This window comes from Pseudomonas sp. TE3-3-F2023, from assembly GCF_036784815.1.
GTDB lineage: Bacteria > Pseudomonadota > Gammaproteobacteria > Pseudomonadales > Pseudomonadaceae > Aquipseudomonas > Aquipseudomonas pudica.
In genome coordinates this window covers 4,689,119-4,716,009 of sequence record NZ_CP145113.1, presented here as the reverse complement: position 1 = coordinate 4,716,009, position 26,891 = coordinate 4,689,119, and the positions used below count along the sequence as shown (strand labels likewise).

Genomic DNA, 26,891 nt, shown 5'->3' with positions numbered 1-26,891 from the left:
CATGGCTAGCATTCCAACCATTTCCTTCGACGCCATCATCATCGGTGGCGGCGGTGCCGGCATGCGCGCAGCGCTGCAGCTGGCTCAAGGCGGCCACAAGACTGCCGTGGTCACCAAGGTCTTCCCGACCCGCTCGCACACTGTATCCGCCCAGGGCGGCATCACCTGCGCCATCGCTTCGGCCGACCCGAACGACGACTGGCGCTGGCACATGTACGATACCGTCAAGGGCTCCGACTACATCGGTGACCAGGACGCTATCGAATACATGTGTCAGGAAGGCCCGGCTGCGGTCTTCGAACTGGACCACATGGGCCTGCCGTTCTCGCGTACCGAAACCGGTCGTATCTACCAGCGTCCGTTCGGTGGTCAGTCCAAGGACTTCGGCAAGGGTGGCCAGGCTGCCCGTACCTGCGCCGCTTCCGACCGTACCGGTCACGCGCTGCTGCACACCCTGTATCAGGGCAACCTGAAAGCCGGCACCACCTTCCTCAACGAGTACTACGCAGTTGACCTGGTGAAGAACCAGGACGGCGCATTCGTTGGCGTGATCGCGATCTGCATCGAAACCGGCGAAACCCTGTACATCAAGTCCAAGGCCACCGTGCTGGCCACTGGCGGTGCCGGCCGTATCTACGCCTCCACCACCAACGCCCTGATCAACACCGGTGACGGCGTGGGCATGGCCCTGCGTGCCGGCGTGCCGGTGCAGGACATCGAAATGTGGCAGTTCCACCCGACCGGCATCGCCGGCGCCGGTGTACTGGTCACCGAAGGTTGCCGCGGTGAGGGTGGCTACCTGATCAACGCCCACGGCGAGCGCTTCATGGAGCGTTACGCGCCGAACGCGAAAGACCTGGCCGGCCGCGACGTGGTCGCCCGTTCCATGGTCAAGGAAATCATCGCCGGCAACGGCGTGGGCCCGAACAAGGACCACGTACTGCTGAAGCTGGACCACCTGGGCGAGGAAGTGCTGCACAGCCGCCTGCCAGGTATCTGTGAACTGTCCAAGACCTTCGCCCACGTCGACCCTGTGGTCGCACCGGTACCGGTCATCCCGACCTGCCACTACATGATGGGCGGCGTTGCCACCAACATTCATGGCCAGGCCATCACCATGGACGCCGAAGGCAACGACCAGATCATCCCTGGCCTGTTCGCCGTAGGTGAAGTGGCATGCGTATCGGTACACGGTGCCAACCGCCTGGGTGGCAACTCGCTGCTGGACCTGGTGGTGTTCGGCCGTGCTGCCGGTCTGCACCTGGAGAAGGCGCTGACCGAAGGCGTGGAATACCGCGACGCCAGCGACACCGACGTCGATGTTGCCCTGAACCGCCTGAACAAGCTGAACGAGCGCACCACTGGTGAAGACGTTGCCAGCCTGAAGCGCGAGCTGCAGAGCTGCATGCAGAACTACTTCGGTGTATTCCGCACTGGCGAATACATGCAGAAGGGTATCGAGCAACTGGCCGGTCTGCGTGACCGTATCGCCAACGTCAAGATCAACGACAAGTCCCAGGCCTTCAACACCGCGCGTATCGAGGCGCTGGAGCTGCAGAACCTGCTGGAAGTCGCCGAAGCTACCGCCATCGCGGCAGAGGCCCGTAAAGAGTCCCGCGGCGCTCACGCCCGTGAAGACTACGAAGACCGTGACGACGAAAACTGGCTGTGCCACACCCTGTACTACCCGGGTGAGAAGCGCGTCGCCAAGCGTGGCGTCAACTTTGCGCCGAAGACTGTTCCAGCCTTCGAACCAAAAGTCCGGACTTACTAAGGGTGGCCGCTATGTTGCAAGTCGAAGTTTATCGTTACAACCCGGACACCGATTCGGCGCCGAAAATGCAGACCTTCCAGGTCGATACCGGCGGCAAGGACCTGATGGTGCTGGACGTGCTGGCACTGATCAAGGAGCAGGACGAAGGTTTCTCCTATCGTCGCTCGTGCCGTGAAGGCGTTTGCGGTTCCGATGGCATGAACATCAACGGCAAGAACGGCCTGGCCTGTATCACCCCGCTGTCGGCGGTGGTGAAGGGCAACAAGCTGATTCTGCGCCCGCTGCCGGGCCTGCCGGTCATTCGTGACCTGGTCGTCGACATGAGCATCTTCTACAAGCAGTACGAGAAGGTGAAGCCGTTCCTGCAGAACGACACTCCGGCACCGGCCATCGAGCGCCTGCAGTCGCCGGAAGATCGCGACAAGCTGGACGGCCTGTACGAGTGCATCCTGTGCGCTTGCTGCTCGACTTCCTGCCCGTCGTTCTGGTGGAACCCGGACAAGTTCCTGGGCCCGGCCGCACTGCTGCAGGCCTATCGCTTCCTGGCCGACAGCCGTGACACCAAGACCCAGGAGCGCCTGGCGTCCCTGGATGACCCGTTCAGCGTATTCCGCTGCCGCGGGATCATGAACTGCGTCAACGTTTGCCCGAAAGGTCTGAACCCGACCAAGGCAATCGGTCACGTACGTAACATGCTGCTGCAAAGCGGCACCTGATACAAAGTGTTGTACCTGCAGTAAGCCGAGGTGCGGGTGGTGAGCCCGCACTGAGGTAAAACCCGAACAAGGGCCCACAAAGCCCGCGTTCATTACCTATGAAGATATGAGACCAGCAGGGGCTTTCCGGGCTGGTACCCGGAAAATCAGCAGGATCCAAGTGGCGTGGTTCAGTCGCTGTATTCGGACTTTTCCAGGTTTGCTGTGGCTCTCGCCGATCAGTCCCCTAACCGAGGGTGACCAAGCATGCAAGAAAGCGTGATGCAGCGCATGTGGGAAAGCGCCCACCTTTCAGGTGGTAACGCTGCATATGTGGAAGAGCTTTATGAGCTCTACCTGCACGACCCTAACGCTGTGCCAGAAGAGTGGCGCACCTACTTCCAGAAGTTGCCCGCCGACGGCAGCACCGCTACCGATGTATCGCACTCGACAATCCGCGACCATTTCGTACTGCTGGCAAAGAACCAGCGCCGCGCCCAACCGGTTTCCGCCGGGAGCGTGAGCAGTGAACACGAGAAGAAGCAGGTTGAAGTTCTGCGACTGATCCAGGCCTATCGTATGCGCGGCCATCAGGCTGCCAAGCTCGACCCGTTGGGGTTGTGGCAGCGTCCTGCGCCTGTAGACCTGTCGATCAATCACTACGGCTTGACCAATGCCGATCTTGATACGACCTTCCGTGCCGGCGACCTGTTCATCGGCAAAGAGGAGGCGAGCCTACGCGAGATCTTCGAGGCGCTCCAGAAGACATATTGTCGCACCATCGGCGCCGAGTTCACCCACATCGTCGATTCCGAGCAGCGCAGCTGGTTCCAGCAACGCCTGGAAAGCGTGCGCGGCCGTCCGGAGTTTTCCGCTGACGTGCAGGCCCACCTGCTTGAGCGCGTGACCGCTGGTGAAGGCCTTGAGAAGTACCTGGGCACCAAGTACCCAGGCACCAAGCGTTTCGGTCTCGAGGGCGGCGAGAGCCTGATCCCGATGCTGGACGAGATGATCCAGCGTTCCGGTTCCTACGGCACCAAGGAAGTCGTGATCGGCATGGCCCACCGTGGCCGCCTGAACGTTCTGGTCAACACCTTCGGCAAGAACCCGCGCGAGCTGTTCGACGAGTTCGAAGGCAAGAAGATGAACGAGCTGGGCTCCGGTGACGTGAAGTATCACCAGGGCTTCTCCTCGAACGTGATGACCCCGGGTGGCGAAGTGCACCTGGCCATGGCGTTCAACCCGTCCCACCTGGAAATCGTCTCGCCAGTGGTCGAGGGTTCGGTGCGCGCCCGTCAGGACCGCCGCAACGACACCGTTGGCGACAAGGTACTGCCGATCTCGATCCACGGCGACGCAGCATTCGCCGGCCAGGGCGTGGTCATGGAAACCTTCCAGATGTCGCAGACCCGCGGTTTCAAGACCGGCGGTACCGTGCACATCGTGATCAACAACCAGGTTGGTTTCACCATCAGCAACCCGCTGGACGCGCGCTCCACCGAGTACGCCACCGACGTTGCCAAGATGATCCAGGCGCCGATCCTGCACGTGAACGGCGACGACCCGGAAGCCGTGCTGTTCGTGACCCAGCTGGCCATCGACTACCGCATGCAGTTCAAGCGTGACGTGGTCATCGACCTGGTCTGCTACCGCCGTCGCGGCCACAACGAGGCCGACGAGCCGAACGGCACTCAGCCTTTGATGTACCAGCAGATCAGCAAGCAGCGCACCACGCGTGAACTGTACGCCGAGGCACTGATCCAGGCCGGTCGCATCGATGCCGAGCGCGCCCAGGCCAAGATCGACGAGTACCGCAACGCGCTGGACAATGGCCTGCACGTGGTGAAGAGCCTGGTCAAGGAGCCGAACCGCGAGCTGTTCGTCGACTGGCGTCCGTATCTGGGCCATGCCTGGACCGCGCGTCACGACACCCGCTTCGACCTCAAGACCCTGCAGGAACTGTCGGCCAAGCTGCTGGAACTGCCGGAAGGCTTCGTCGTTCAGCGCCAGGTCGCCAAGATCTACGAAGACCGCCAGAAGATGCAGGCCGGTGGCTTGCCGATCAACTGGGGTTACGCAGAGACCATGGCTTACGCCACTCTGCAGTTCGAAGGTCACCCGATCCGCATGACCGGCCAGGACATCGGCCGTGGCACCTTCTCGCACCGTCACGCGGTGCTGCACAACCAGAAGGACGCCAGCACCTACGTACCACTGAAGAACCTGTTCCCGGGCCAGCCTAGGTTCGAGCTGTACGACTCCTTCCTGTCGGAAGAAGCGGTACTGGCATTCGAATACGGCTACTCGACCACCACGCCAAACGCGCTGGTGATCTGGGAAGCCCAGTTCGGTGACTTCGCCAACGGTGCGCAAGTGGTGATCGACCAGTTCATCACCAGCGGCGAGCACAAGTGGGGCCGCCTGTGCGGTCTGACCATGCTGCTGCCACACGGTTATGAAGGGCAGGGCCCGGAGCACTCCTCCGCGCGCCTGGAGCGTTACCTGCAGTTGTGCGCAGAGCACAACATCCAGGTTTGCGTACCGACCACCCCGGCCCAGATCTACCACCTGCTGCGTCGCCAGGTCATCCGTCCGCTGCGCAAGCCGCTGATCGTGCTGACGCCGAAGTCGCTGCTGCGCCACAAGCTGGCAATCTCGACCCTGGAAGACCTGGCAGAAGGTTCGTTCCAGACCGTGATCCCGGAAATCGACAGCCTCGATCCGGCCAAGGTCGAACGCCTGGTCCTGTGCGGCGGCAAGGTTTACTACGACCTGCTGGAAAAACGCCGTGCCGAAGGCCGCGAAGACATCGCCATCGTGCGTATCGAGCAGCTGTATCCGTTCCCTGAGGACGACCTGGTGGAAATCCTGGCGCCGTACACCAACCTCAAGCATGCGGTCTGGTGTCAGGAAGAGCCGATGAACCAGGGCGCCTGGTACAGCAGCCAGCACCACATGCGCCGTATCCTGGGCCGCCACAACAAGGCACTGGTCCTGGAATACGCCGGTCGCGACGCGTCTGCCGCGCCTGCTTGTGGTTACGCCTCGATGCACGCCGAACAGCAGGAAAAACTGCTGCAAGACGCGTTCACTGTCTAACGCCTTCGCGCACCTGAAACCGAATTTAAGGAAACACAGATAATGGCTATCGAGATCAAAGCCCCAACCTTCCCGGAATCGGTTGCCGATGGCACCGTTGCCACCTGGCACAAGCAGCCGGGCGATGCCGTCAAGCGTGACGAGCTGATCGTCGACATCGAGACCGACAAGGTCGTCCTGGAAGTGCTGGCCACCGCCGACGGCGTGCTGGGCGCCATCGTCAAGGGCGAGGGCGACACCGTCCTGTCCGACGAAGTGCTGGGTTCGATCGTTGAAGGCGGTGCTGCCGCCGCTGCGCCAGCTGCCGCTCCGGCCGCTGCTGCCCCGGCTGCCGCTGCTGCGGACGCTGGCGAAGAAGACCCGGTTGCCGCCCCGGCCGCGCGCAAGCTGGCTGAAGAGAACGGCATCGACCTGGCTACCGTTGCCGGCACCGGCAAAGGTGGTCGCATCACCAAGGAAGACGTCGTCGCTGCCGTCGCCAACAAGAAGTCGGCGCCAGCTGCAGCTGCCAAGCCTGCTGCCGCTACCGCTGCCGCTCCGGTTGTCGTTGCCGCTGGCGACCGCACCGAGAAGCGTGTGCCGATGACCCGCCTGCGCGCCAAGATCGCTGAGCGTCTGGTCGAAGCCCAGTCGAGCATGGCCATGCTGACCACCTTCAACGAAGTCGACATGACCGAGGTCATGGCCCTGCGTTCGAAGTACAAGGACCTGTTCGAGAAGACCCACAACGGCGTACGCCTGGGCTTCATGTCGTTCTTCGTCAAGGCCGCCACCGAAGCCCTGAAGCGCTTCCCGGCTGTCAACGCCTCGATCGATGGCAACGACATCGTCTACCACGGCTACGCCGACGTCGGCGTTGCCGTGTCCAGCGACCGTGGCCTGGTGGTGCCGGTACTGCGTAACGCCGAGTCGATGAGCCTGGCGGAAATCGAGAACGGCATCGCCACCTTCGGCAAAAAAGCCCGTGACGGCAAGCTGGCCATCGAAGAGATGACCGGCGGCACTTTCACCATCACCAACGGTGGTACCTTCGGTTCGATGATGTCGACCCCGATCGTCAACCCGCCGCAGGCCGCCATTCTCGGCATGCACAACATCATCCAGCGCCCGATGGCCATCAATGGCCAGGTAGTGATTCGCCCGATGATGTACCTGGCGCTGTCGTACGATCACCGCCTGATCGACGGCAAGGAAGCGGTAACCTTCCTGGTCACCATCAAGAACCTGCTGGAAGATCCGTCTCGCCTGCTGCTGGACATCTAACCCTCTGGCTGCGTACCGTGCCGGCCCTGGCTTCGCAGGAAGCCATGCCGCGCGGTCCGCGGCTTGTAGCTTGTAGCTGATAAGGAATCTTTTATGACCCAGAAATTCGACGTAGTGGTGATTGGTGCAGGTCCTGGCGGCTATGTGGCTGCCATCAAGGCCGCACAACTTGGTCTGAAGACTGCCTGTATCGAGAAGTACACCGACGCCGAGGGCAAACTGGCTCTGGGCGGCACCTGCCTGAACGTAGGTTGCATCCCTTCCAAGGCGCTGCTGGACAGCTCCTGGAAGTACAAGGAAGCCAAAGAGAGCTTCAACGTCCACGGTATCTCCACTGGCGAAGTGAAGATGGACGTCGCCGCGATGGTTGGCCGCAAGGCTGGCATCGTCAAGAACCTGACCGGTGGCGTTGCCACCTTGTTCAAGGCCAATGGCGTCACTTCGATCCAGGGCCATGGCAAGCTGCTGGCCGGCAAGAAAGTCGAAGTCACCAAGGCTGACGGCACCACCGAAGTCATCGAAGCCGAGAACGTGATCCTGGCTTCCGGCTCGCGCCCGATCGACATTCCGCCGGCTCCGGTCGACCAGAACGTCATCGTCGACTCCACCGGCGCACTGGAATTCCAGGCCGTGCCGAAGCGCCTGGGCGTTATCGGTGCTGGCGTGATCGGCCTGGAGCTGGGTTCGGTATGGGCTCGCCTGGGTGCTGAAGTCACCGTCCTGGAAGCCCTGGACACCTTCCTGATGGCTGCCGACACCGCCGTGTCGAAAGAAGCCCAGAAGACCCTGACCAAGCAAGGCCTGGACATCAAGCTGGGCGCGCGCGTTACCGGCTCGAAAGTCAATGGCAACGAAGTCGAAGTGACCTACACCGACGCCAACGGCGAGCAGAAGATCACCTTCGACAAGCTGATCGTCGCGGTCGGCCGTCGCCCGGTGACCACCGACCTGCTGGCTGCCGATAGCGGCGTGACCATCGACGAGCGTGGCTACATCTTCGTCGACGACTACTGCGCTACCAGCGTGCCAGGCGTGTACGCCATCGGTGACGTGGTACGCGGCATGATGCTGGCCCACAAGGCCTCGGAAGAGGGCATCATGGTGGTCGAGCGCATCAAGGGCCACAAGGCCCAGATGAACTACGACCTGATCCCATCGGTCATCTACACCCACCCGGAAATCGCGTGGGTCGGCAAGACCGAACAGGCCTTGAAGGCCGAAGGCGTTGAGGTTAACGTGGGCACCTTCCCGTTCGCGGCCAGCGGCCGTGCGATGGCCGCCAACGACACCGGTGGTTTCGTCAAGGTCATCGCCGATGCCAAGACCGACCGCGTCCTGGGTGTACACGTGATTGGCCCATCGGCTGCCGAACTGGTGCAGCAGGGCGCAATCGCTATGGAATTCGGCACCAGTGCCGAGGATCTGGGCATGATGGTCTTCAGCCATCCGACCCTGTCCGAAGCGTTGCATGAAGCAGCGCTGGCAGTGAATGGCGGCGCCATTCACGTGGCCAACCGTAAGAAGCGTTAATTATAAGAAACCACGGCGGGCTGCCCGTCGTGAGTCTTGCGTGCATGACTCACCGCGGAAAGTCCGCCGGACCGGATCACACGGGAAAACCCGGGGTCAACGGTCACAGGTGGTGCGGCGCCAGTGATGGCGCAGCGCCGAAGCGCAGTACCTAACGAAGACGGTAAAAAGCATGAATCTTCACGAGTATCAGGGTAAGCAGCTGTTCGCTGAATACGGCCTGCCAGTTTCCAAGGGTTTCGCTGTCGATACCCCTGAGCAAGCTGCAGAAGCCTGCGACAAGATCGGCGGGAACGAGTGGGTGGTAAAAGCCCAGGTTCACGCGGGTGGTCGCGGTAAGGCGGGCGGCGTCAAGCTGGTTCGCAGCAAAGAAGACGCCAAGGCGTTCGCTGCACAGTGGTTGGGCAAGAATCTGGTTACCTACCAGACCGATGCCAACGGTCAACCCGTCTCCAAGATTCTGGTCGAATCCTGCACTGACATCGCCAAAGAGCTGTACCTGGGCGCTGTAGTCGATCGTTCGAGCCGCCGTATCGTGTTCATGGCTTCCACCGAAGGTGGCGTGGACATCGAGAAAGTCGCTCACGAAACGCCTGAGAAGATCCTCAAGGCCACCATCGACCCGCTGGTCGGCGCTCAGCCGTTCCAGGGTCGCGAGCTGGCATTCCAGCTGGGCCTGGAAGGCAAGCAAGTTCAACAGTTCGCCAAGATCTTCGTTGGTCTGGCCAAGCTGTTCAAGGATCACGACCTGGCCCTGCTGGAAGTGAACCCGCTGGTGATCAAGGCCGACGGCGACCTGCACTGCCTCGATGCCAAGATCAACATCGACGCCAACGCCATGTACCGTCAGCCTAAGCTGAAAACCTTCCACGACCCGTCGCAGGACGACGCCCGTGAAGCCCACGCTGCCAAGTTCGAACTGAACTACGTTGCCCTCGAAGGCAACATCGGCTGCATGGTCAACGGTGCCGGCCTGGCCATGGGTACCATGGACATCGTCAACCTGCACGGCGGCAAGCCGGCCAACTTCCTCGACGTTGGCGGTGGTGCTACCAAAGAACGCGTTACCGAAGCGTTCAAGATCATTCTGTCCGACAGCAATGTCGCGGCCGTTCTGGTCAACATCTTCGGCGGCATCGTTCGCTGCGACATGATTGCCGAAGGCATCATCGGTGCAGTGAAAGAAGTCGGCGTGAAAGTTCCGGTCGTCGTTCGCCTTGAAGGCAACAACGCCGAACTGGGCGCTAAAGTACTGGCAGAAAGCGGTTTGAACATCATTGCGGCAACCAGCCTGACCGACGCTGCTCAACAAGTTGTCAAAGCTGCGGAGGGCAAGTAATGAGCGTCCTGATCAATAAAGACACCAAAGTCATCTGCCAGGGCTTCACCGGCTCGCAGGGCACTTTCCACTCCGAACAGGCCATCGCCTACGGCACCAAGATGGTCGGCGGCGTAACCCCAGGCAAGGGTGGCACCACCCACCTGGGCCTGCCAGTGTTCAACACTGTGAAAGAAGCTGTGGAAGCTACCGGCGCTGACGCTTCGGTCATCTACGTTCCGGCTCCTTTCTGCAAGGACTCGATCCTGGAAGCAGCCTTCGGCGGTATCAAGCTGATCGTGTGCATCACCGAAGGCATTCCTACCCTGGACATGCTGGATGCCAAGGTCAAGTGCGACGAACTGGGCGTGACCCTGATCGGCCCGAACTGCCCAGGTGTCATCACCCCGGGCGAGTGCAAGATCGGCATCATGCCAGGTCACATCCACCTGCCAGGCAAGGTTGGTATCGTTTCGCGTTCCGGCACCCTGACCTACGAAGCTGTGAAGCAGACCACCGACGCCGGCTTCGGCCAGTCGACCTGCGTCGGCATCGGCGGTGACCCGATCCCGGGCTCCAACTTCATCGACATCCTGAAGCTGTTCCAGGAAGACCCGAAGACCGAAGCGATCGTCATGATCGGCGAGATCGGCGGTTCGGCTGAAGAAGAAGCTGCGGCCTACATCAAGGCCAACGTCACCAAGCCTGTCGTTTCCTACATCGCTGGTGTTACCGCACCTGCGGGCAAGCGCATGGGCCACGCTGGCGCCATCATTTCCGGCGGCAAGGGCACTGCGGACGAGAAGTTCGCCGCCCTGCAGGACGCTGGCGTGAAAACCGTGCGTTCCCTGGCTGACATCGGCAAGGCTCTGGCCGAGCTGACTGGCTGGGAAGTCAAGAAGTAATACTGCTACACCCCCCACGCGCACAGAGGCCACCTTCGGGTGGCCTTTGTCGTTTCCGGGGTTTGGGTATTCCTGTGCCGGCCTCTTCGCGGGTACAGGCAACATGGATTTTTCGATGGGTTTGATAGGAATTTTCACGCAGACGAATGTTTAAATCCGAGGATAATTCTTGCTGTCCTCGGTCGCACAGACGACAAACATGTACGCACATCGGACAAGCAGCACTGTGCCAGTGCGTTTGACTGACAAAACAGTTACATTACGCGTTCACTCTGTGCCCGTACCCCAAAAGGGAACGACACGCTAAACGGGTCTGGCCTATCAAGCCGGGCAGCATTTCCCCTCATCCAAAGGGAAATCCCCTCTCGAATCCCGATTTCAGCAGTGTGGTACTACCTTAAATGAAAGTTCTCAAAGGCCAGGATATCCTGGCGCTTGGCTTTATGACGTTTGCGCTTTTCGTGGGCGCTGGCAACATCATCTTCCCGCCTATCGTCGGCCTGCAGTCTGGCCCGCATGTATGGATGGCGGCCCTGGGTTTCCTGGTTACCGCTGTGGGCCTGCCGGTCATCACCGTGGTTGCCCTGGCCAAGGTCGGCGGCGGCATGGATGCCCTGAGCAGCCCCATCGGCAAGTTCTTCGGTGGCCTGCTGGCAGCTGTGTGCTACCTGTCGGTCGGCCCGCTGTTCGCTACCCCGCGCACCGCGACCGTATCGTTCGAAGTGGGCGTTGCGCCGCTGACCGGTGAAAGCCCGTTGGCGCTTTTCATCTACAGCCTGGTGTACTTCCTCGTGGTACTGGCTGTGTCCATGTACCCGGGCAAGCTGCTCGATACTGTGGGCCGCTTCCTGGCGCCGTTGAAGATCATCGCCCTGGCGGTGCTGGGCATCGCCGCCTTCGCGCTGCCTGCCGGCACCATTGGCGAAGCGCAGCCCGCCTATGCCGCCGCAGCGTTCTCCAAGGGCTTCTCCGATGGTTACCTGACCATGGACACCCTGGGTGCCCTGGTGTTCGGTATCGTCATCGTCAACGCCATCCGCTCGCGCGGTGTCGAGTCGCCGAAGCTGATCACCCGCTACGCCATCATCGCTGGCCTGATCGCCGGTGTCGGCCTGGCCCTGGTGTACATCAGCCTGTTCCGCCTGGGTGCAACCAGCCACGACATCGCGGCTGACGCCACCAACGGCGCGGCGGTACTGCATGCCTATGTGCAGCATACCTTCGGCTCTCTGGGCAGCGGCTTCCTTGCCGTGCTGATCGCGCTGGCCTGCCTGGTGACCGCGGTTGGCCTGACCTGCGCCTGCGCCGAATACTTCAGCCAGATCCTGCCGCTGTCCTACCGCGCACTGGTGGTTATCCTGGCGGGCTTCTCGCTGCTGATCTCCAACCTCGGCCTGACCAAGCTGATCATGTTCTCGATCCCGGTACTCACGGCGATCTACCCGCCGTGCATCGTGGTGGTAGGGCTCAGCTTCGTGAAGGACCTGTGGAACTCGCCAACCCGCATCCTGGCGCCAGTGATGCTGGTGTCGCTGCTGTTCGGCATGGTCGATGCGATCAAGGGCAGCAGCATTGCCCATGTGCTGCCGGACTTCATGGCCCACCTGCCGCTTGGCGACCAGGGCCTGGCCTGGCTGGTGCCTTCGATAGTGACCCTGGTTGGCGCCGTGGCCTGCGACCGCATGCTTGGCAAGCCGCGCGAAGCGCTGGCCTGATAGTCGAAGCCTGAGGGCGGCACTGGCCACAAGCCGAAGGGTGCTCGCCAAGGGTGGAAACTCAAGAGCCCCGTATCCGAGAGGATGCGGGGCTTTTTGTTTGCCTGTACCGGCCTCTTCGCGGGCACGCCCGCTCCCACAGGTCAAGCGCAAACCTCAGAATTGGCGCTGTATCTGTGGGAGCGGGCGTGCCCGCGAAGAGGCCGGGATGAGCAGTGCAAATATCAGGATGGATGTGTGCCTTTTGCCGCTTGCCAGCGTCGAAATCCGGTCCCTATCCTTCAGGTATCTGGCCCTCCCGGGAACCCTGCATGAACTTCATCCAAAGCAACTTCAACAATCTGTTGGCCATCGCCTGGTTCGCCCTGTGCTGGGGCGGTTACACCCGTTATGCCATCTGGAAGGGCCGCGATACCGCGTGCCTGGCCAGCGTGCTGCACCTGTACCGCGAAGACTGGATGCGCCGCATGCTGCTGCGCGATAACCGCATTGCCGATGCCAGCGTGATCGGCAACCTCGAGCGCAATGCCTCGTTCTTCGCCTCCAGCACCCTGATCATCCTCGCCGGTATCCTGACTGTGCTCGGGGCCTCTGACCGGGCGCTGTCGCTGCTGGCCGACCTGCCGCTGGTGCAGCAGACCTCCCAGGGCATGTCGGAGATCAAGTTGCTGTGCCTGGCCATGGTCTTCGTCTACGCCTTTTTCACCTTCAGCTGGTGCATGCGCCAATACAACTTCGCTGCAGTACTGGTGGGGTCGGCACCGATGATCGGTGAGCGGCTGGTTAATGAACTTGAGCGCAAGGCATTCGCGTCGCGGGCGGCGCGGGTGCTGTCGCTTGCCGCCAACCAGTTCAACCTGGGCCTGCGTTCCTATTACTTCGGCATGGCCATGTTGAGCTGGTTCATCAGCCCATGGTTGTTCATGGTCATGAGTGTCGGGGTAGTGCTGATTCTGTATCGCCGCGAGTTCCATTCGGATGTGTTGGATGTGATGGTGTTCACACCTACCGAAAGTGTTTCGAGTGAAACCGCCAAGGAAAACACTGTTTCTGGTACCTGAAACGTTTAACCCATAAGTTTCAGGCACAAAAAAACCCGACGATGTCGGGTTTTCTTGTTTTAGCCGATTACTGCTTGGCAGGTTCGGCTGGAGCAGCTGGAGCGGCTTCCGGAGCCGGAGTAGCCGGAGCGGCTTCTTCGGCGGCCTTCTGCTCGGCTTCGGCCTGATCTTTGGCGGCTTCGGCGTTTTCCTTGGCAGCCTCGTTCATTTTATCCTGAGCTTCGCCCGCTTTTTCCTGGGCTTGCTCGGCGTGTTGCTGTGCGTCCTGGGCTTTGTCTTCGCTCGCTTTATCGCAAGCGGCCAGGCCCATGGCAGCGGCCAGCATCAGAGCAAAAGCAAAAGGTTTACGCATGGGGGTGTTTCTCCTTGGTGGAATAAGTGACTTGTTCCTTCGAGTGCAACTACACGGAATAAGTTCCGCGAAGATTACACATATATAACAACCCGTTCTATATAGACTTTTTAACGATTTTATGCCGCTGCGGCAATGCGCAGGGAAACAGCCGATGAGCGATTCAACCTTGATGGCCATGGCCGAGCGTTTTCTCTCGGCCCTGAAACATTGTCAGTTGTTGCAAATGCGTGTGGCGCAAGCCGATACCGATGGCATGACCCTGGTGCTGCCCTGGTCACCGGCCATCGTCGGCAACCCGCAGACCGGCGCCGTGCATGGCGGCGCGCTGACCACGCTGATGGACACCACCTGCGGCATGGCCACGCTGTGCGTGCTGCCGCGCTTCGAGGTGTGCCCGACACTGGACCTGCGCATCGACTACATGCACCCGGTCGAGGCCGGCAAGGACATCTACGGCCATGCCCAGTGCTACCGGGTTACCCGCGATGTGATCTTCACCCGTGGCACGGCGTACCAGGACGACCCCGCCCAGCCGATTTGCCAGGTGGTGGGCACGTTCATGCGCCTGGGGCAGGAGATCAAGGGGGGCATCCGCTTCGGCAACAGCCTGAAGGAGGGCGAGGCATGATTCCGCACGAGGTTCGCCAACAGCTCAACGCCGCTCACGCAGAGGGAGACTATCGGCCCTTGCTGGCGCTGATCCCCTATGCCGGCCTGATCGGCATCGAATGCGAGCGCGAGGGCGATGACCTGTTGTTCCGCCTGCCGGCCAGCCAGGACAACATTGGCAACCCGCTGCTGCCGGCCATCCACGGCGGTGTGATCGCGGGCTTCATGGAGCTTTCGGCAGCGCTTTACCTGCTGATCTTCAGCGAGAGCGCGAGCATTCCGAAGATTATCGACTTTTCCATCGATTACCTGCGTGCCGGGCACTTTCGCGATACCTACGCCCAGTGCCAGCTGTGGCGCCAGGGCCGGCGGGTAACCAATGTGGCCATCACCGCCTGGCAGGGTGACAGGCAGGCGCCGATCGCCACGGCTCGCGCGCATTTCAAGATCGAACCGGAAAAGCCCTTGAAATCATCCGCTCAGCCCCCATCTGCATGACATCCGCCGCTAAAGCAGGCCAACCTGGCCGCAGGCGTCAACTGCCATCAGATCGGAGTTTTGAAGACCATGAGTGTGGAGACTCAAAAAGAAACGCTGGGCTTCCAGACCGAGGTGAAGCAGCTGCTGCACCTCATGATCCATTCCCTGTATTCGAACAAGGAGATCTTCCTGCGTGAGTTGATCTCCAACGCCTCCGACGCTGCCGACAAGCTGCGTTTCGAGGCCCTGGCCAAGCCAGAGCTGTTCGAAGGCGACGCCGACCTGAAGATTCGCCTGAGCTTCGACAAGGACGCCGGTACCGTGACCCTCGAGGACAACGGCATCGGCATGAGCCGCGAAGACGTCATCACCCACCTGGGTACTATCGCCAAGTCCGGCACCGCCGACTTCATGAAGAACCTCACCGGTGACCAGAAGAAGGACTCGCACCTGATCGGTCAGTTCGGTGTGGGCTTCTACTCCGCGTTCATCGTTGCTGACAAGGTCGATGTGTACAGCCGCCGTGCCGGCCAGCCGGCCGCTGAAGGCGTGCACTGGTCGTCGAAAGGCGAGGGCGAGTTCGAAGTTGCCACCATCGACAAGCCACAGCGCGGCACCCGCATCGTCCTGCACCTGAAGAAGGGCGAGCAGGAGTTCGCCGATGGCTGGCGCCTGCGCAACGTGGTCAAGAAGTACTCCGACCACATCGCCCTGCCGATCCAGTTGCCGAAAGAGCACGCTGCTGTTGAAGGCGAAGAACAGCCGGCCGAAGAGTGGGAAACCGTCAACCGTGCCAGCGCCCTGTGGACCCGTCCGCGTACCGAGATCAAGGACGAGGAGTACCAGGAATTCTACAAGCACATCGGCCACGACTTCGAAAACCCGCTGGCCTGGAGCCACAACAAGGTCGAAGGCAAGCTCGAATACAACTCGCTGCTGTACGTGCCGGCCCGCGCGCCGTTCGACCTCTACCAGCGCGAAGCGCCACGCGGCCTGAAGCTGTACGTGCAGCGCGTGTTCATCATGGACCAGGCTGAGTCGTTCCTGCCGCTGTACCTGCGCTTCATCAAGGGTGTGGTCGATTCCAACGACCTGTCGCTGAACGTGTCGCGTGAAATCCTGCAGAAAGACCCGATCATCGACTCGATGAAGACCGCGCTGACCAAGCGCGTGCTGGACATGCTGGAAAAGCTGGCGAAGAACGAGCCCGAGCAGTACAAGGGCTTCTGGAAGAACTTCGGCCAGGTGCTGAAGGAAGGCCCGGCCGAAGACTTCGCCAACAAGGAAAAGATCGCCGGCCTGCTGCGCTTCGCTTCCACCCAGGACGACAGCGGCGAGCAGAGCGTCGCCCTGGCCGACTACCTGGCCCGCGCCAAGGAAGGCCAGGACAAGATCTACTACCTCACCGGCGAGTCGTACGCGCAGGTCAAGAACAGCCCGCACCTGGAAGTCTTCCGCAAGAAAGGCATCGAAGTGCTGCTGCTGACCGATCGTATCGACGAGTGGCTGATGAGCTACCTCAACGAGTTCGACGGCAAGGCCTTCGTCGACGTCGCCCGTGGCGACCTGGACCTGGGCAAGCTGGATTCGGAAGAAGACAAGAAAGCCCAGGAAGAAGTCGCCAAGAACAAGGAAGGCCTGGTAGAGCGCCTGAAGGGCGCGCTGGGTGACAGCGTGGCTGAAGTGCGCGTGTCGCACCGCCTGACCGACTCGCCAGCGATCCTGGCCATCGGTGAACAGGACCTGGGCCTGCAGATGCGCCAGATCCTCGAAGCCAGCGGGCAGAAGGTGCCGGAATCCAAGCCGATCTTCGAGTTCAACCCGACCCACCCGTTGATCGAGAAGCTGGACAACGAGCAGAGCGAAGACCGCTTCGCCGAGCTGTCGCACATCCTGTTCGATCAGGCTGCCCTGGCGGCCGGTGACAGTTTGAAGGACCCGGCGGCTTACGTTCGTCGCCTGAACAAGCTGTTGGTCGAGCTGTCTGCTTGAGTTGATGCACAGGAAAGCCCGCTTCGGCGGGCTTTTTTCATGGCGAGCATATTGATGATGAGTGCCAAAGGAGTGCTTGATGAGCAAAGTAATCGTCGAATCGCTGGTTTACCACCTTTCCGGCAAAACCTACGAAAGCCGTCTGGTCTATGAGCCAGGGGCACTGGGCCGCCCAGGCTTGGTGATGGCGCCGAACTGGATGGGCATCGGCGAAGGTGCCGAGCGCATCGCCAAGGAAGTGGCCGAGAAGGGCTATGTTGTGCTGATTGCCGATCTGTACGGGCAATCGGTGCGCCCCTCCAACGCTGACGAGGCCGGCGCGGCGATGATGCCGTTGAAGAATGACCGTGGCGAGCTGCGCAAGCGCATGCAGGAAGCCCTGGCGCAGTTGCTGGGGCAGTCGAAGGCGTTGCTGGAGCCGGGCAAGGTCGGCACGTTTGGTTTCTGCTTTGGTGGCTGCTGTGCACTGGAGCTGGCCCGTACCGGTGCCGATCTGCGTGCGGCGGTATCGTTCCATGGCACGCTGGACACGCCGAACCCGGAAGATGCCAAGCGCATCAAGGGCTCGGTGCTGGTGCTGCACGGCGCTTCTGACCCACTGGTGCCGAAGGAGCAGTTGCCGGCGTTCGAGGAGGAGATGAACGCGGCCAAGGTTGACTGGCAATTGCTGAGCTATGGCGGCGCGGTGCACTCGTTTACCGACCCGAATGCCAATGTGCCGGGCAAGATGCAGTATGACCGGCGCACCTCGGAGCGGGCGTTCCGCTCGATGCATAACCTGCTGACTGAAGTGTTCCAGCGCTGAGATTGCACGGGGCTGCTTTGCAGCCCATTCGCGGGTAAACCCGCTCCCACAGGTACTGCGCTGTCTGTGGGAGCGGGTTTACCCGCGAATGGGTCGCAAAAACGCCCCCCTTTCACCTAGGCAACTCGATTCGCGAGGTTTCCCCTGGCACCACCGGCCAATCCCCCGCAGCCCACTTGGCCCGGGCCTGTTCGATCAGCTCCGCATCACTGGCGACGAAATTCCAGTTCATCCGCCGCGGCCCATCCAGTGGCGCGCCACCAATCAGTACCAGCTGGCACTCACCCTCCGCATACAGCGTCACCTCTTCGCCTTCCGGCAGAACCACCAGGCTGCACGGTTCCACGTCCTCATCGTTCATCAGCAGCTCACCATCGAGCAGGTACAGCGCCCGCTGCACATGCTCGTTCGGCACCACTAGCGTGGTTGCCGGTTGCATCTGTACATGCGCGTAAAGGGTAGGGGAGAGCACCGGCACCGGCGATTCCAGGCAGAACCCGCTGCCGGCAATCATGCAGATGCGCACCCCCAGGCTGTCGCTGACCGGTAGGCTCGCTGCCGGGTGGTGGCTGTAACTTGCCGCGCCTTGTTCATGCTCGCGTGGGGATGCCAGCCATACCTGCAACCCGTGCAGGCGTGAACCATGGGCCAGGGCATCTTCTGGCGTGCGCTCGACATGGGCCACGCCGCTGCCTGCAGTCATCCAGCTGACATCGCCCGGCAGCACCCGTTGCACCGAGCCGAGGCTGTCCTTGTGCAGGATTGCCCCCTCGAACAGGTAGGTAAGGGTCGACAGGCCGATATGCGGGTGCTGGCGGATGTCCATGCCATGCCCCGGGGCATAGTCGGTTTCGAGCATATGGTCGAAAAACACGAACGGGCCGACGCTGCGGCACTGGGCCGACGGCAGCGGGCGCAGGATCGGCTGGCCCTCGACCGATTCGGCGCGTGGGCGGATGACCAGGGGGCTGCTCATTGGAAGGCTCCAGGCAAGGTGGAAATGCCTCAAGCATAGCGGTTTGCCCGCCGCGGCTGAACCGTCTGGTTGGCTGGCCGGTCTAGAGATCTGGTACACGGAAAAGGAAGCTTCATCATGATCTTCAGAGCGCTGGCCTGCGTGCTGTTATCCACCTGGCTGTGCCAAGCGGCGCAGGCGCGCGACTACCGCTACAGTGATGCCCACCTGCACTACGTCGACTTCTTCCAGGAAAGCGAAGGCATGCCCGCGCTGATCCAGGCCATGGACGCCGCCGGTATCGAGCAGTCGATGATTTCCGGCATCCCGGTGGCCAAGAAGTGGCACGAAGACGAGCCCAAGCGCCCGCGCTATTACGCTGGGGACGACGCCGAAGCCTATTGGTACAGCGCCACCGACACCTACGTCGCCGCGGCGTTGCAGCAACTGCCCGACGAGCAGCGCAAGCGCTTTCATCCGTTCCTGGCCGGCTTCAATCCGGTGGACAAGAATGCCGCCAGCCATATCGAGCGCATGCTCGATCTGCATCCGGGGCTGTGGCAAGGCATTGGCGAGGTGTTCACCCGCCACGATGACCTGACGGCACTGACCAGCGGTGACACGCCGCGCGCCAACAACGAAGCCATGACGCGTATCTACCACCTAGCGGCCGAGCGCGACCTGCCGGTGCTGCTGCATTCCAACATCACCTCCAAGCGCGAGCGCAACCCTTTGTACCTGGCGGAGATCGAAGAGCCGCTGCGCAATCACCCACACACGCGGTTCATCTGGGCGCACGCGGGCAGCAGCATGGAGATTCACCGGCACCAGACGCAGATGGACTTTCTGCTGCCGGTGCTGACGCGGTTGCTGGAGGATTACCCGAACCTGTATGTCGATTTGTCGTGGAGCGTGCTGGAACCCTACCTGCTGGATGACCGGGGTGTGCCACGAAAGGAGTGGCTGGCACTGGTCGAAAAGTTCCCTGATAGGTTCATGCTGGGTTCGGATGTGGTGGGGCGGTTTGGTAGCCTTGGCGAGCAGATGCATGGGTTCAGGCCGTTTCTGGATGCATTGCCGGAACAAGTTGCCAACAAGGTGGCCAGGGAGAATTTTCTGGCTGTACTGCCCAGGCAGAAATAAGGGTTTTCCTGTGCCGGCGATAGGGCCGGTACAGGCGATACAAATGAAAACGCCCCGAACCAGTCGGGGCGTTTTCGTTTACCGCAGCAGCGTCTTACTTGCCTTCCCAGCGCTTGAGCACCAGGGTGGCGTTGGTGCCGCCGAAGCCGAAGCTGTTGCTCATGACCGTGTCGATCTTGGCGTTTTCTTCGGTCTTGCGCAGGATCGGCAGGTCGGCGACCTCCGGGTCCAGCTCATCGATGTTGGCGGAGCCGGCGATGAAGTTGTTTTCCATCATCAGCAGGCAGTAGATCGCCTCGTGTACGCCGGCAGCGCCCAGCGAGTGGCCCGACAGGCTCTTGGTCGAGCTGATCTTCGGTGCCTTGTCGCCGAACACGGCGCGAACGCCCTTGATCTCGGCAACATCACCGACCGGGGTCGAGGTGCCGTGGGTGTTCAGGTAGTCGATCGGGGTGTCGACGGTCGACAGCGCCTGCTGCATGCAGCGGATGGCACCTTCGCCGCTTGGCGCAACCATGTCGTAGCCGTCGGAAGTGGCGCCGTAGCCGACGATTTCCGCGTAGATCTTGGCGCCACGGGCCAGGGCGTGTTCCAGCTCCTCGACCACCACCATGCCGCCGCCGCCAGCGATGACGAAGCCATCACGGTCGGCATCGTAGGCGCGCGAGGCCAGTTCCGGGGTTTCGTTGCGCTTGGTCGACAGGGCGCCCATGGCATCGAACAGGAACGACTGGCTCCAGTGCTCTTCTTCACCGCCACCGGCGAAGACGATGTCCTGCTTGCCCCACTGGATCTGCTCCAGGGCGGTGCCGATGCAGTGTGCCGAAGTGGCACAGGCCGACGAGATCGAGTAGTTGATGCCCTTGATCTTGAACGGGGTGGCCAGGCATGCCGAAACGGTGCTGCCCATGGTGCGGGTAACGCGGTACGGGCCGACGCGCTTGACGCCTTTCTCGCGCAGGGTGTCCAGCGCTTCCATCTGGTTCAGGGTCGAGGCGCCGCCAGAGCCAGCCACCAGGCCGGTACGCGGGTTGGAAACCTGCTCTTCGGTCAGGCCGGCGTCCTTGATCGCATCCTGCATCGCCAGGTAGGCGTAGGCAGCAGCGTGGCCGACGAAGCGGTAGACCTTGCGGTCGATCAGTTCTTCGAGGTTGAGGTCGATGGACCCGGAAACCTGGCTACGCAGCCCCATTTCCTTGTATTCCGGGTTGTAACGGATACCCGGACGGCTGTTGCGCAGGTTTTCGGTGACGGTAGCTTTGTCATTGCCCAGGCACGATACGATGCCCAGACCAGTGATAACGACGCGGCGCATGCGAATAACCCTTAGAAATTGTCAGTGGAGGTGAACACGCCGACCCGCAGGCCTTCGGCAGTGTAGATCTCGCGGCCGTCGACGCTGACCGAGCCATCGGCGATGGCCATGTTCAGCTTGCCCTTCAGGACGCGCTTGATATGAATGTTGTAAGTGACTTTCTTGGCTTCCGGCAGTACCTGGCCAAAGAACTTCACCTCGCCCGAACCCAGGGCGCGGCCGCGGCCTGGCAGGCCCTGCCAGCCGAGGAAGAAACCTACCAGCTGCCACATGGCGTCGAGGCCCAGGCAGCCCGGCATTACCGGGTCGCCTTCGAAGTGGCAGGCGAAGAACCACAGGTCCGGATTGATATCCAGCTCGGCGACCAATTCACCTTTGCCGTACTTGCCGCCTTCTTCGCTGATATGGGTGATGCGATCGACCATCAGCATGTTCGGCGCGGGCAGTTGCGCATTACCTGGGCCGAACAGCTCACCGCGACTGCAGCGCAGCAGGTCTTCCCGAGTAAAGGCGTGTTGTTTGGTCATGCGAGCTCCTCAATAACCCCCTGCGGCAGGGGATGAATCTTCCCGGCCGGCCCGATACGCATCGCGTCCGAGGCGGCAGCCTACAGGTAGACTATTGCGTTGTGGTGAAAGTCACAGTGCACCCGGCGAAAGAAGTACAGGTGTGCACTGAAACGTCTATTTTCAGGTCCGATGAAGGTCCTGTCCAGTGTTTAAGACTGCCGCACTTTAGCATTTATCGCCAGTCGCGGTTGTCTGACCGGGTAGCCAGCGCTGCAGCACCCGCTGCAGTTCGGTGCGGCGCAAGGGTTTGCTCAGGTAGTCGTCCATGCCGGCCGCCATGCAACGCTCGCGGTCGCCCTGCAAGGCGTTGGCGGTCAGCGCGATGATCGGTAGCCTGGCGCCGTTGGGCAGCTGGCGGATACGCCGAGTGGCTTCATAGCCGTCCAGGAGCGGCAGGCGGCAGTCCATCAGCACGGCGGCAAAACGCTGCCGGCTGACCCGTTCGACCGCCTCCAGGCCGTCCTCGGCCGTGCATACCGCCAGCCCCAGGCTACGCAGCATGGCCTCGATGACACTTTGGTTGACCGGGTTGTCCTCTACCAGCAGTACCTGATCATTGTCGGCCACCGCCGGCGGCGCAGCGCTCGGCAGCGTCAGCGAGACCGGGGCAGGGCTGGCCAGAGCCAGAGGCATCTCCAGGGTAAAGGTGGAGCCCAGGCCTTCACGGCTTTCGCCGCGCAGCTTGCCGCCCATGCGTTCGGCCAGGGTGCGAGCAATCGACAGCCCCAGCCCGGTGCCGCCATAGCGGCGGGAAATCGAGCTGTCGGCCTGCTGGAAGGCGACGAACATCATTTCCAGGCGCTCGTTGTCGATGCCGATACCGGTGTCACGCACACTGCAGGTCAGCCAGATCAGTTGCCGGTCGAGCACTTGCCAGCGCGCCTCGACCTGTACCTGGCCGCGTTCGGTGAATTTCAGCGCGTTGCCAATCAGGTTGAGCAGGATCTGGCGGATGCGCGTGGGGTCGCCGTTCACCTGCAACTGCTCGATACCCGCTGGCAGTTGCAGGTGCAGGGCAAGGCCGCGCTGCTGGGCACTGTGCTGGAATGACTGGACGCTGCTGGTGATCAGCTCGCCCAGGTTGAAGTCGATGTGTTCCAGCTGCAGCGCGGCGCGTTCGATGCGCGAGAAGTCGAGGATGTCGTTGATGACCTTGAGCAGGTGCCCTGTGGACTCGCTGGCCACTGCGGTGTACTCGGCCTGTTCGCTGTTCAGCTGGGTGGTTTCCAGCAACTGCAGCATGCCCAGCACGCCATTCATCGGCGTGCGCAGCTCGTGGCTCATCATCGCCAGGAAGTCCGATTTGGCGCGGTTGGCCTGTTCGGCCTCCTCGCGGGCCTGGATCAGCTCGGCAATGGCCTGCTTCTGTTCATTGCTGGCCTGCTCCAGGGCGTGGGCCAGGTTATTGATGTGGCGCGCCAGGTGGCCCAGTTCGCTGTCATCGACCACCGGCAACAGGGTGTGGTACTCGCCCTGCTGGATGGCCTTGACCGCATGGCCCATGTCGCTGATCGGCTTGGCCAGGCTCAGGGCCAGGCGGCGCGCCAGCAGGAAGGTGAACAGCAGGGCGAACAGTGCGAGGATGCCGGCCTTGATCACGATTTCCTGCTGGCGCTGGCTGAAGGCGTCATCGGACATGCCGACGATGACCCGGCCCAGGTAATCGTCGCCGATGGCCGGGGTGGTGGCTTTGCCCTGTTGCAGGAAGTCGCTGTCCAGGCGGATCTGCTGCAGGCGGATGGGCGCCTGAAACACTTCGACGCGCTGCGCGCGGTTGGCGCTTTCGTCGGACTGCTCCACATAGACAAGGATGTGGTTGCGGCTGTCCTGCACCTCGAGGAAGCGCACGTGGGGAATGCTGAGCGTGGCGCGCATCAGGCCCTCGAGCACTTCGTTGTTGCCCGAGATCACCCCGTATTCCGAGGCTGGCGCCAGCTGGTTGGCGATCAGTTGCCCGGTGTGGTTCAGTTCCTGGCGCAGGTCCTGGATACGCACGAAGGTGAAAAAGCTGATCAGCAGCAACGTCAGCAGCAGGGCAGGGCCGAGGCTGATGATCTGGGTGCGGGTGTGGATGTCCCAGCTCAGGCGTTTGCTCATGGGGTGGGTTCTCCTTCGGCCAGGGCCTTGGCGGCGGCGTTCGGATCGATCGGTTCAAGGCCCAGGGCGCGCGCCACCTGCTGGTTGCCGCTGACGCCGAAGCGCACCGGGTACAGGCTGCGTGGCCAGCGCGCCGGTGGCTGGTCGAGCAACTGGTCGAGCACCGCCAGCCAGTCGTCCTGGTCACTGAAGGTGCTGGCCAGGGCGCCGGCGCGGACGAACCCGGCGTTCGGGCCGATAAGCGCCATCTGACGGCCGTAGCTGCTCAACAGCAGGTTCTTCGCAGTCTTGGAGTTGAACAGGTCGGCGTCGTCCAGGCCCAGCAGAACGTCACTGTTGGCCAATAAATGTTGCAGAGGGCGGCTGTCGCGAGGGTCGGGCCAGTCCTGGGCGATAATCTCCAGGCCCAGCGGGCGGGCGGCATGGCGCAGCTCTTCGAGCAGAAAGCTGCTGTGCTCACCGTACAGCACACCAATGCGCCGGGCCTGCGGCAGCAGGTAGCGCGCCAGGCGCAACTGCCGGCCCAGCGGCGGGTCGCTCCACAGCAGCGTGAGGAACGCGGGCCGCGACTTTCCCAGGCGCTGTTCAGCCTGTACCCGGCTGACCCTCATGGCCAGGGCCGGCGGGCCGGCATTTTCCCCAAGGCGCCATTCCAGTGCGGCGTTGTCCAGCAAGATCAGGCGCTGGTCAGCCTTGAGCTTGCCCGGGCGTGGCAGGTCGGCGGTAGTCTGGAAATGCACGTGATCGTGCGGCCTGCGGTTTTCCAGCGCAGCGACGAAACTGCGAATGCCGGGCTGGTCTTCCGCGCCTACCAACACGATTTCGCTGGCGGACAGCGGCCCCATTGGCCACAGGCACAACAGCAACAGGCGCAGCAGCAGGGCCATCAGAACTCCAGCTCCGCGCTGACGCTCAGGCGGTGGCGGCTGTCGTAGCGATTCTGGATTGCCGTGGTCGGCTCGTCGTCCAGGCGCTGTTGCCACAGCGCGGCCAGTTCCAGGTTGCTGCCATGCACCCGGAAACGCTTGGCCAGGCGCAGGTCCAGGCGCTCGTAACGGTACTGGTTGAGCGCATCGTCACCGTAATAGAACAGCGCGCTGGACCAACCGTCACCCCATTCGCGCATCCATCCGGCCGAGCCGCTGTTGCGCGCGCTGAGGCGTCGGTCGGCGGGGTTGCTGGCCCAGGCATCCACGTAGGCGTAGGTAAGGCGCAGGCGGTCGCGCAGGGTCGGGCGCCAGTCCAGTTGCGCCTCGCTGCCGCTGAAACGGGCCTTGTTGGCGTTGCTGGCGATGTACTGGTTGTTCTTCAGGGGCTCGCTGATCATTCCAGTGATCTCGTCGTAGAACAGCTTCACATCCATGTTCAGGTCGATGTCGCTGAAGTAGCCGTTGTAGCCCAGCTCGCGCGAGCGCATGCGTTCCTGGTCGAGGTCGCCCGGGCCGCGGGTCTTGACGAAGTATTCGCCGTTCTGCAGGCCGAAAGCGTTGGGGGTCAGGTTCTTGACCGTGTAGCTCCAGTTGACGTTGTTCTCGAACATGTCTGGCGAGCGCACCGCCTCGGAGTACACCGCACGCAGGCCATGGCGCGGGGTGATCAGGTAGTTGACTGCCACGCGCGGGGTCAGCGAGTTGCCGGACAGGCGCGAGTCCTCGAACATGGCACCGCCCTGCAGGATCCAGTGCTCGTCGGCGCGCCATTCCAGTTGGCCGAACAGGCGCCAGGTCTGGTCGTCGATGCTGCCATTGAAGTAGGTTTGCGAGTCGGCACGATCATAGCGGTAGTTCATGCCGCTGAGCAGGCGCAGGCTGTCTGTCAGGCTCAGGGTATCCTGGATTTCCAGGTCGTAGCGGGTTTCGCGGGTGCTCTGGTCGACGTCGCCGCAGACCTGCTGCTTGCCACCGTTCGCCCATTGCTGCTGGACCTTCTCCAGAAGCCCTTTCATGACGGGATCGTTGGTCGAAAGTGGCGCGCCGGTAGCAATGCCACGCGCCACCTTTTCGGCGAAGTCAGGGTTCATCTGCCAGAGCTGGGTCAATTCCGGGCTGAACGACTGCAAGGCGTCACAGGCGCGCCACACCTGCTGGCGGTCGAAATGCTGGGCAGAACCCTGGATATACAGGCTGTGCTCGGAACTGAAGTCCTTGGTCCAGCGCAATGAGCCGGCGTAGTCCTTGGCATTGACGTCAGCGTTGTTACCGGCTTCGTATTTGGCGAACACCGGCTGGTAGGTATAAGGCCGCTGGTTGCTGCCTTCCTTCGCCGCCAGTTGCCATTCCAGGGTCTGGTCGTGCGCCAGGCTATGGCTGGCGTTGATATTGAAGCGGGTCAGCCGACGGCTGTCGCGGTAGTCCTGGCCGAACTGGTTCTCGTCGAAGCCATCGTCCTGCTGGCCAGACAGCGACAGGCGCATGTCGCCACCCTCCCAGCCGAAGCCATGGCTGGCGTAGAAATCGTTGATGCCGTCCTGGCCGCGGGTCATCTTCAGCCGCGTGCCATGGCTGTCGGCGGGGTTGCGGGTAAGAATGTTGACCACTGCCATCAGCGCGTTGGCGCCGTAGCTGACCGTGTTGGGGCCGCGGAACACCTCGATGCGCTCGATATCCTCCATTGCCAGCGGAATGTCGCTCCAGTCCACCGTGGCCAGGCCGGCGCGGTACACCGAACGGCCATCGATCAGCACCTGCATGCGTCGGGCATCGTTGACGTTGCTGCCGTGGTAGTTGACCGTGGGTTGGTTGCCGGCGTTGTAGCCCACCATCATGCCCGGCACCAGGCGCAGCAGCTCGGGGATGTCGCGGGCACCGCTGGCGCGGATCAGCTCGCTGTCGAGCACGGTCATGCTGCCCGGGACCGCGGCAGGGGATTGTTTCAGGCGCGTGGCGGTCAGAACCTGCGGCAGGTCCGTGTTGTCGATGAACAGGTCATCGGCCACGGCCGGGCCACCGAGCAGGGCAGTCAGTATGAGCAGGCGCGGGTACGGGGGCGTGCCAGGGAACACAAAGCGGCCTTGTATCAGGATTGAAACAGGCATGGTAACTGACCTTGGCGTATTTGCCAGTGATCTGCATTGCCTGTGATGGCCCTTTCGCGGGTAAACCCGCTCCCACACAGAGCGCACCGCTGCTGAAGGCTTCGTTGTACCTGTGGGAGCGGGTTTACCCGCGAAGAGGCCAGTACTGACACTGGTTCTGTCGCAGGCGAGCCGTAT

The 26,891-nt window shown here is 62.0% G+C and carries 21 protein-coding genes; 14 read left to right on the top strand and 7 right to left on the bottom strand.

Going from position 1 to position 26,891, the window contains the following annotated elements:
- Position 1 precedes the first annotated feature (1 nt).
- The 9 genes from sdhA to V3314_RS21690 all read left to right on the top strand — a co-directional run bounded on the left by sdhA (position 2) and on the right by V3314_RS21690 (position 13,360).
- Positions 2-1,774 (top strand): succinate dehydrogenase flavoprotein subunit, encoded by a 1,773-nt coding sequence (gene sdhA / locus V3314_RS21730; RefSeq protein ID WP_046615099.1) that lies wholly within the window; start codon positions 2-4, stop codon positions 1,772-1,774.
- A gap of 11 nt (positions 1,775-1,785) precedes the next feature.
- A complete protein-coding gene (locus tag V3314_RS21725; protein ID WP_011534752.1) occupies positions 1,786-2,490 on the top strand; it encodes a succinate dehydrogenase iron-sulfur subunit in 705 nt (234 codons plus the stop codon).
- A 246-nt stretch (positions 2,491-2,736) separates the two neighbouring features.
- Entirely contained in the window at positions 2,737-5,568 is a 2,832-nt protein-coding gene (locus V3314_RS21720) for a 2-oxoglutarate dehydrogenase E1 component (RefSeq protein ID WP_046615100.1), read from the top strand.
- 42 nt (positions 5,569-5,610) lie between these two features.
- Positions 5,611-6,831, top strand: coding sequence for a 2-oxoglutarate dehydrogenase complex dihydrolipoyllysine-residue succinyltransferase (gene odhB / locus V3314_RS21715; RefSeq protein WP_196182885.1), 1,221 nt, complete (start codon positions 5,611-5,613; stop codon positions 6,829-6,831).
- Positions 6,832-6,924: 93 nt separating this feature from the next.
- On the top strand, positions 6,925-8,361 hold the full coding sequence (gene lpdA, locus V3314_RS21710; RefSeq protein ID WP_013973439.1) for a dihydrolipoyl dehydrogenase: 1,437 nt from the start codon (positions 6,925-6,927) through the stop codon (positions 8,359-8,361).
- A gap of 172 nt (positions 8,362-8,533) precedes the next feature.
- Positions 8,534-9,700, top strand: coding sequence for an ADP-forming succinate--CoA ligase subunit beta (gene sucC / locus V3314_RS21705; RefSeq protein ID WP_003254205.1), 1,167 nt, complete (start codon positions 8,534-8,536; stop codon positions 9,698-9,700).
- Complete coding sequence (gene sucD, locus V3314_RS21700; RefSeq protein ID WP_004376004.1) at positions 9,700-10,584, top strand: succinate--CoA ligase subunit alpha; 885 nt, start codon at positions 9,700-9,702, stop codon at positions 10,582-10,584. Before sucC ends, sucD begins: the two co-directional genes overlap by 1 nt.
- Positions 10,585-10,985: 401 nt before the next feature.
- Positions 10,986-12,299, top strand: coding sequence for a branched-chain amino acid transport system II carrier protein (brnQ, locus tag V3314_RS21695; RefSeq protein WP_085601277.1), 1,314 nt, complete (start codon positions 10,986-10,988; stop codon positions 12,297-12,299).
- Between the two features lie 311 nt (positions 12,300-12,610).
- Positions 12,611-13,360, top strand: a complete 750-nt coding sequence (locus V3314_RS21690; protein WP_135002885.1) for a DUF599 family protein — start codon at positions 12,611-12,613, stop codon at positions 13,358-13,360.
- A gap of 67 nt (positions 13,361-13,427) precedes the next feature.
- Here the strand turns inward: V3314_RS21690 and V3314_RS21685 are convergent, their stop codons facing one another.
- Positions 13,428-13,712, bottom strand: coding sequence for a hypothetical protein (locus tag V3314_RS21685; protein WP_023661534.1), 285 nt, complete (start codon positions 13,710-13,712; stop codon positions 13,428-13,430).
- A gap of 154 nt (positions 13,713-13,866) precedes the next feature.
- Between V3314_RS21685 and V3314_RS21680 the strand changes: the two genes are divergently transcribed.
- The 4 genes from V3314_RS21680 (at position 13,867) to V3314_RS21665 (ending at position 17,601) form a co-directional block, all read left to right on the top strand.
- On the top strand, positions 13,867-14,343 hold the full coding sequence (locus tag V3314_RS21680) for a PaaI family thioesterase (protein WP_338459627.1): 477 nt from the start codon (positions 13,867-13,869) through the stop codon (positions 14,341-14,343).
- On the top strand, positions 14,340-14,822 hold the full coding sequence (locus tag V3314_RS21675) for a PaaI family thioesterase (protein ID WP_196182884.1): 483 nt from the start codon (positions 14,340-14,342) through the stop codon (positions 14,820-14,822). The genes V3314_RS21680 and V3314_RS21675 overlap by 4 nt, the downstream gene beginning before the upstream one ends.
- A 69-nt stretch (positions 14,823-14,891) precedes the next feature.
- Complete coding sequence (htpG, locus tag V3314_RS21670) at positions 14,892-16,796, top strand: molecular chaperone HtpG (RefSeq protein ID WP_196182883.1); 1,905 nt, start codon at positions 14,892-14,894, stop codon at positions 16,794-16,796.
- Between the two features lie 79 nt (positions 16,797-16,875).
- Positions 16,876-17,601 (top strand): dienelactone hydrolase family protein, encoded by a 726-nt coding sequence (locus V3314_RS21665; RefSeq protein WP_338459626.1) that lies wholly within the window; start codon positions 16,876-16,878, stop codon positions 17,599-17,601.
- 112 nt (positions 17,602-17,713) lie between these two features.
- Here V3314_RS21665 and V3314_RS21660 read toward each other — a convergent pair whose 3' ends face one another.
- Positions 17,714-18,577: a pirin family protein gene (locus V3314_RS21660; protein WP_046615108.1), complete on the bottom strand. Its 864-nt coding sequence runs from the start codon at positions 18,575-18,577 to the stop codon at positions 17,714-17,716.
- 117 nt (positions 18,578-18,694) lie between these two features.
- Between V3314_RS21660 and V3314_RS21655 the strand changes: the two genes are divergently transcribed.
- Positions 18,695-19,699, top strand: a complete 1,005-nt coding sequence (locus tag V3314_RS21655; RefSeq protein WP_046615109.1) for an amidohydrolase family protein — start codon at positions 18,695-18,697, stop codon at positions 19,697-19,699.
- 94 nt (positions 19,700-19,793) lie between these two features.
- On the opposite strand, the gene fabB is transcribed toward V3314_RS21655, so the two are convergent.
- From fabB to V3314_RS21630, 5 genes are all read right to left on the bottom strand, one after another.
- A complete protein-coding gene (fabB, locus tag V3314_RS21650) occupies positions 19,794-21,014 on the bottom strand; it encodes a beta-ketoacyl-ACP synthase I (RefSeq protein WP_016711636.1) in 1,221 nt (406 codons plus the stop codon).
- Positions 21,015-21,025: 11 nt separating this feature from the next.
- The gene (gene fabA / locus V3314_RS21645; protein WP_003251509.1) at positions 21,026-21,541 is read right to left on the bottom strand and encodes a 3-hydroxyacyl-[acyl-carrier-protein] dehydratase FabA; all 516 of its coding nucleotides are present in this window, start codon (positions 21,539-21,541) and stop codon (positions 21,026-21,028) included.
- A gap of 207 nt (positions 21,542-21,748) precedes the next feature.
- Positions 21,749-23,680: an ATP-binding protein gene (locus V3314_RS21640; protein WP_046615110.1), complete on the bottom strand. Its 1,932-nt coding sequence runs from the start codon at positions 23,678-23,680 to the stop codon at positions 21,749-21,751.
- A complete protein-coding gene (locus V3314_RS21635) occupies positions 23,677-24,567 on the bottom strand; it encodes an ABC transporter substrate-binding protein (protein ID WP_046615111.1) in 891 nt (296 codons plus the stop codon). The genes V3314_RS21640 and V3314_RS21635 overlap by 4 nt, the downstream gene beginning before the upstream one ends.
- A complete protein-coding gene (locus V3314_RS21630; RefSeq protein ID WP_200900007.1) occupies positions 24,567-26,714 on the bottom strand; it encodes a TonB-dependent receptor in 2,148 nt (715 codons plus the stop codon). Before V3314_RS21630 ends, V3314_RS21635 begins: the two co-directional genes overlap by 1 nt.
- Between the last annotated feature and the right edge of the window lie 177 nt (positions 26,715-26,891).

Excerpts from the sequence above, each read along its gene's own strand:
- sdhA (WP_046615099.1), top strand. The coding sequence starts at position 2 with ATGGCTAGCATTCCAACCATTTCCTTCGACGCCATCATCATCGGTGGC.
- V3314_RS21725 (WP_011534752.1), top strand. The coding sequence starts at position 1,786 with ATGTTGCAAGTCGAAGTTTATCGTTACAACCCGGACACCGATTCGGCG.
- V3314_RS21720 (WP_046615100.1), top strand. The coding sequence starts at position 2,737 with ATGCAAGAAAGCGTGATGCAGCGCATGTGGGAAAGCGCCCACCTTTCA.
- odhB (WP_196182885.1), top strand. The coding sequence starts at position 5,611 with ATGGCTATCGAGATCAAAGCCCCAACCTTCCCGGAATCGGTTGCCGAT.
- lpdA (WP_013973439.1), top strand. The coding sequence starts at position 6,925 with ATGACCCAGAAATTCGACGTAGTGGTGATTGGTGCAGGTCCTGGCGGC.
- sucC (WP_003254205.1), top strand. The coding sequence starts at position 8,534 with ATGAATCTTCACGAGTATCAGGGTAAGCAGCTGTTCGCTGAATACGGC.
- sucD (WP_004376004.1), top strand. The coding sequence starts at position 9,700 with ATGAGCGTCCTGATCAATAAAGACACCAAAGTCATCTGCCAGGGCTTC.
- brnQ (WP_085601277.1), top strand. The coding sequence starts at position 10,986 with ATGAAAGTTCTCAAAGGCCAGGATATCCTGGCGCTTGGCTTTATGACG.
- V3314_RS21690 (WP_135002885.1), top strand. The coding sequence starts at position 12,611 with ATGAACTTCATCCAAAGCAACTTCAACAATCTGTTGGCCATCGCCTGG.
- V3314_RS21685 (WP_023661534.1), bottom strand. The coding sequence starts at position 13,712 with ATGCGTAAACCTTTTGCTTTTGCTCTGATGCTGGCCGCTGCCATGGGC.
- V3314_RS21680 (WP_338459627.1), top strand. The coding sequence starts at position 13,867 with ATGAGCGATTCAACCTTGATGGCCATGGCCGAGCGTTTTCTCTCGGCC.
- V3314_RS21675 (WP_196182884.1), top strand. The coding sequence starts at position 14,340 with ATGATTCCGCACGAGGTTCGCCAACAGCTCAACGCCGCTCACGCAGAG.
- htpG (WP_196182883.1), top strand. The coding sequence starts at position 14,892 with ATGAGTGTGGAGACTCAAAAAGAAACGCTGGGCTTCCAGACCGAGGTG.
- V3314_RS21665 (WP_338459626.1), top strand. The coding sequence starts at position 16,876 with ATGAGCAAAGTAATCGTCGAATCGCTGGTTTACCACCTTTCCGGCAAA.
- V3314_RS21660 (WP_046615108.1), bottom strand. The coding sequence starts at position 18,577 with ATGAGCAGCCCCCTGGTCATCCGCCCACGCGCCGAATCGGTCGAGGGC.
- V3314_RS21655 (WP_046615109.1), top strand. The coding sequence starts at position 18,695 with ATGATCTTCAGAGCGCTGGCCTGCGTGCTGTTATCCACCTGGCTGTGC.
- fabB (WP_016711636.1), bottom strand. The coding sequence starts at position 21,014 with ATGCGCCGCGTCGTTATCACTGGTCTGGGCATCGTATCGTGCCTGGGC.
- fabA (WP_003251509.1), bottom strand. The coding sequence starts at position 21,541 with ATGACCAAACAACACGCCTTTACTCGGGAAGACCTGCTGCGCTGCAGT.
- V3314_RS21640 (WP_046615110.1), bottom strand. The coding sequence starts at position 23,680 with ATGAGCAAACGCCTGAGCTGGGACATCCACACCCGCACCCAGATCATC.
- V3314_RS21635 (WP_046615111.1), bottom strand. The coding sequence starts at position 24,567 with ATGGCCCTGCTGCTGCGCCTGTTGCTGTTGTGCCTGTGGCCAATGGGG.
- V3314_RS21630 (WP_200900007.1), bottom strand. The coding sequence starts at position 26,714 with ATGCCTGTTTCAATCCTGATACAAGGCCGCTTTGTGTTCCCTGGCACG.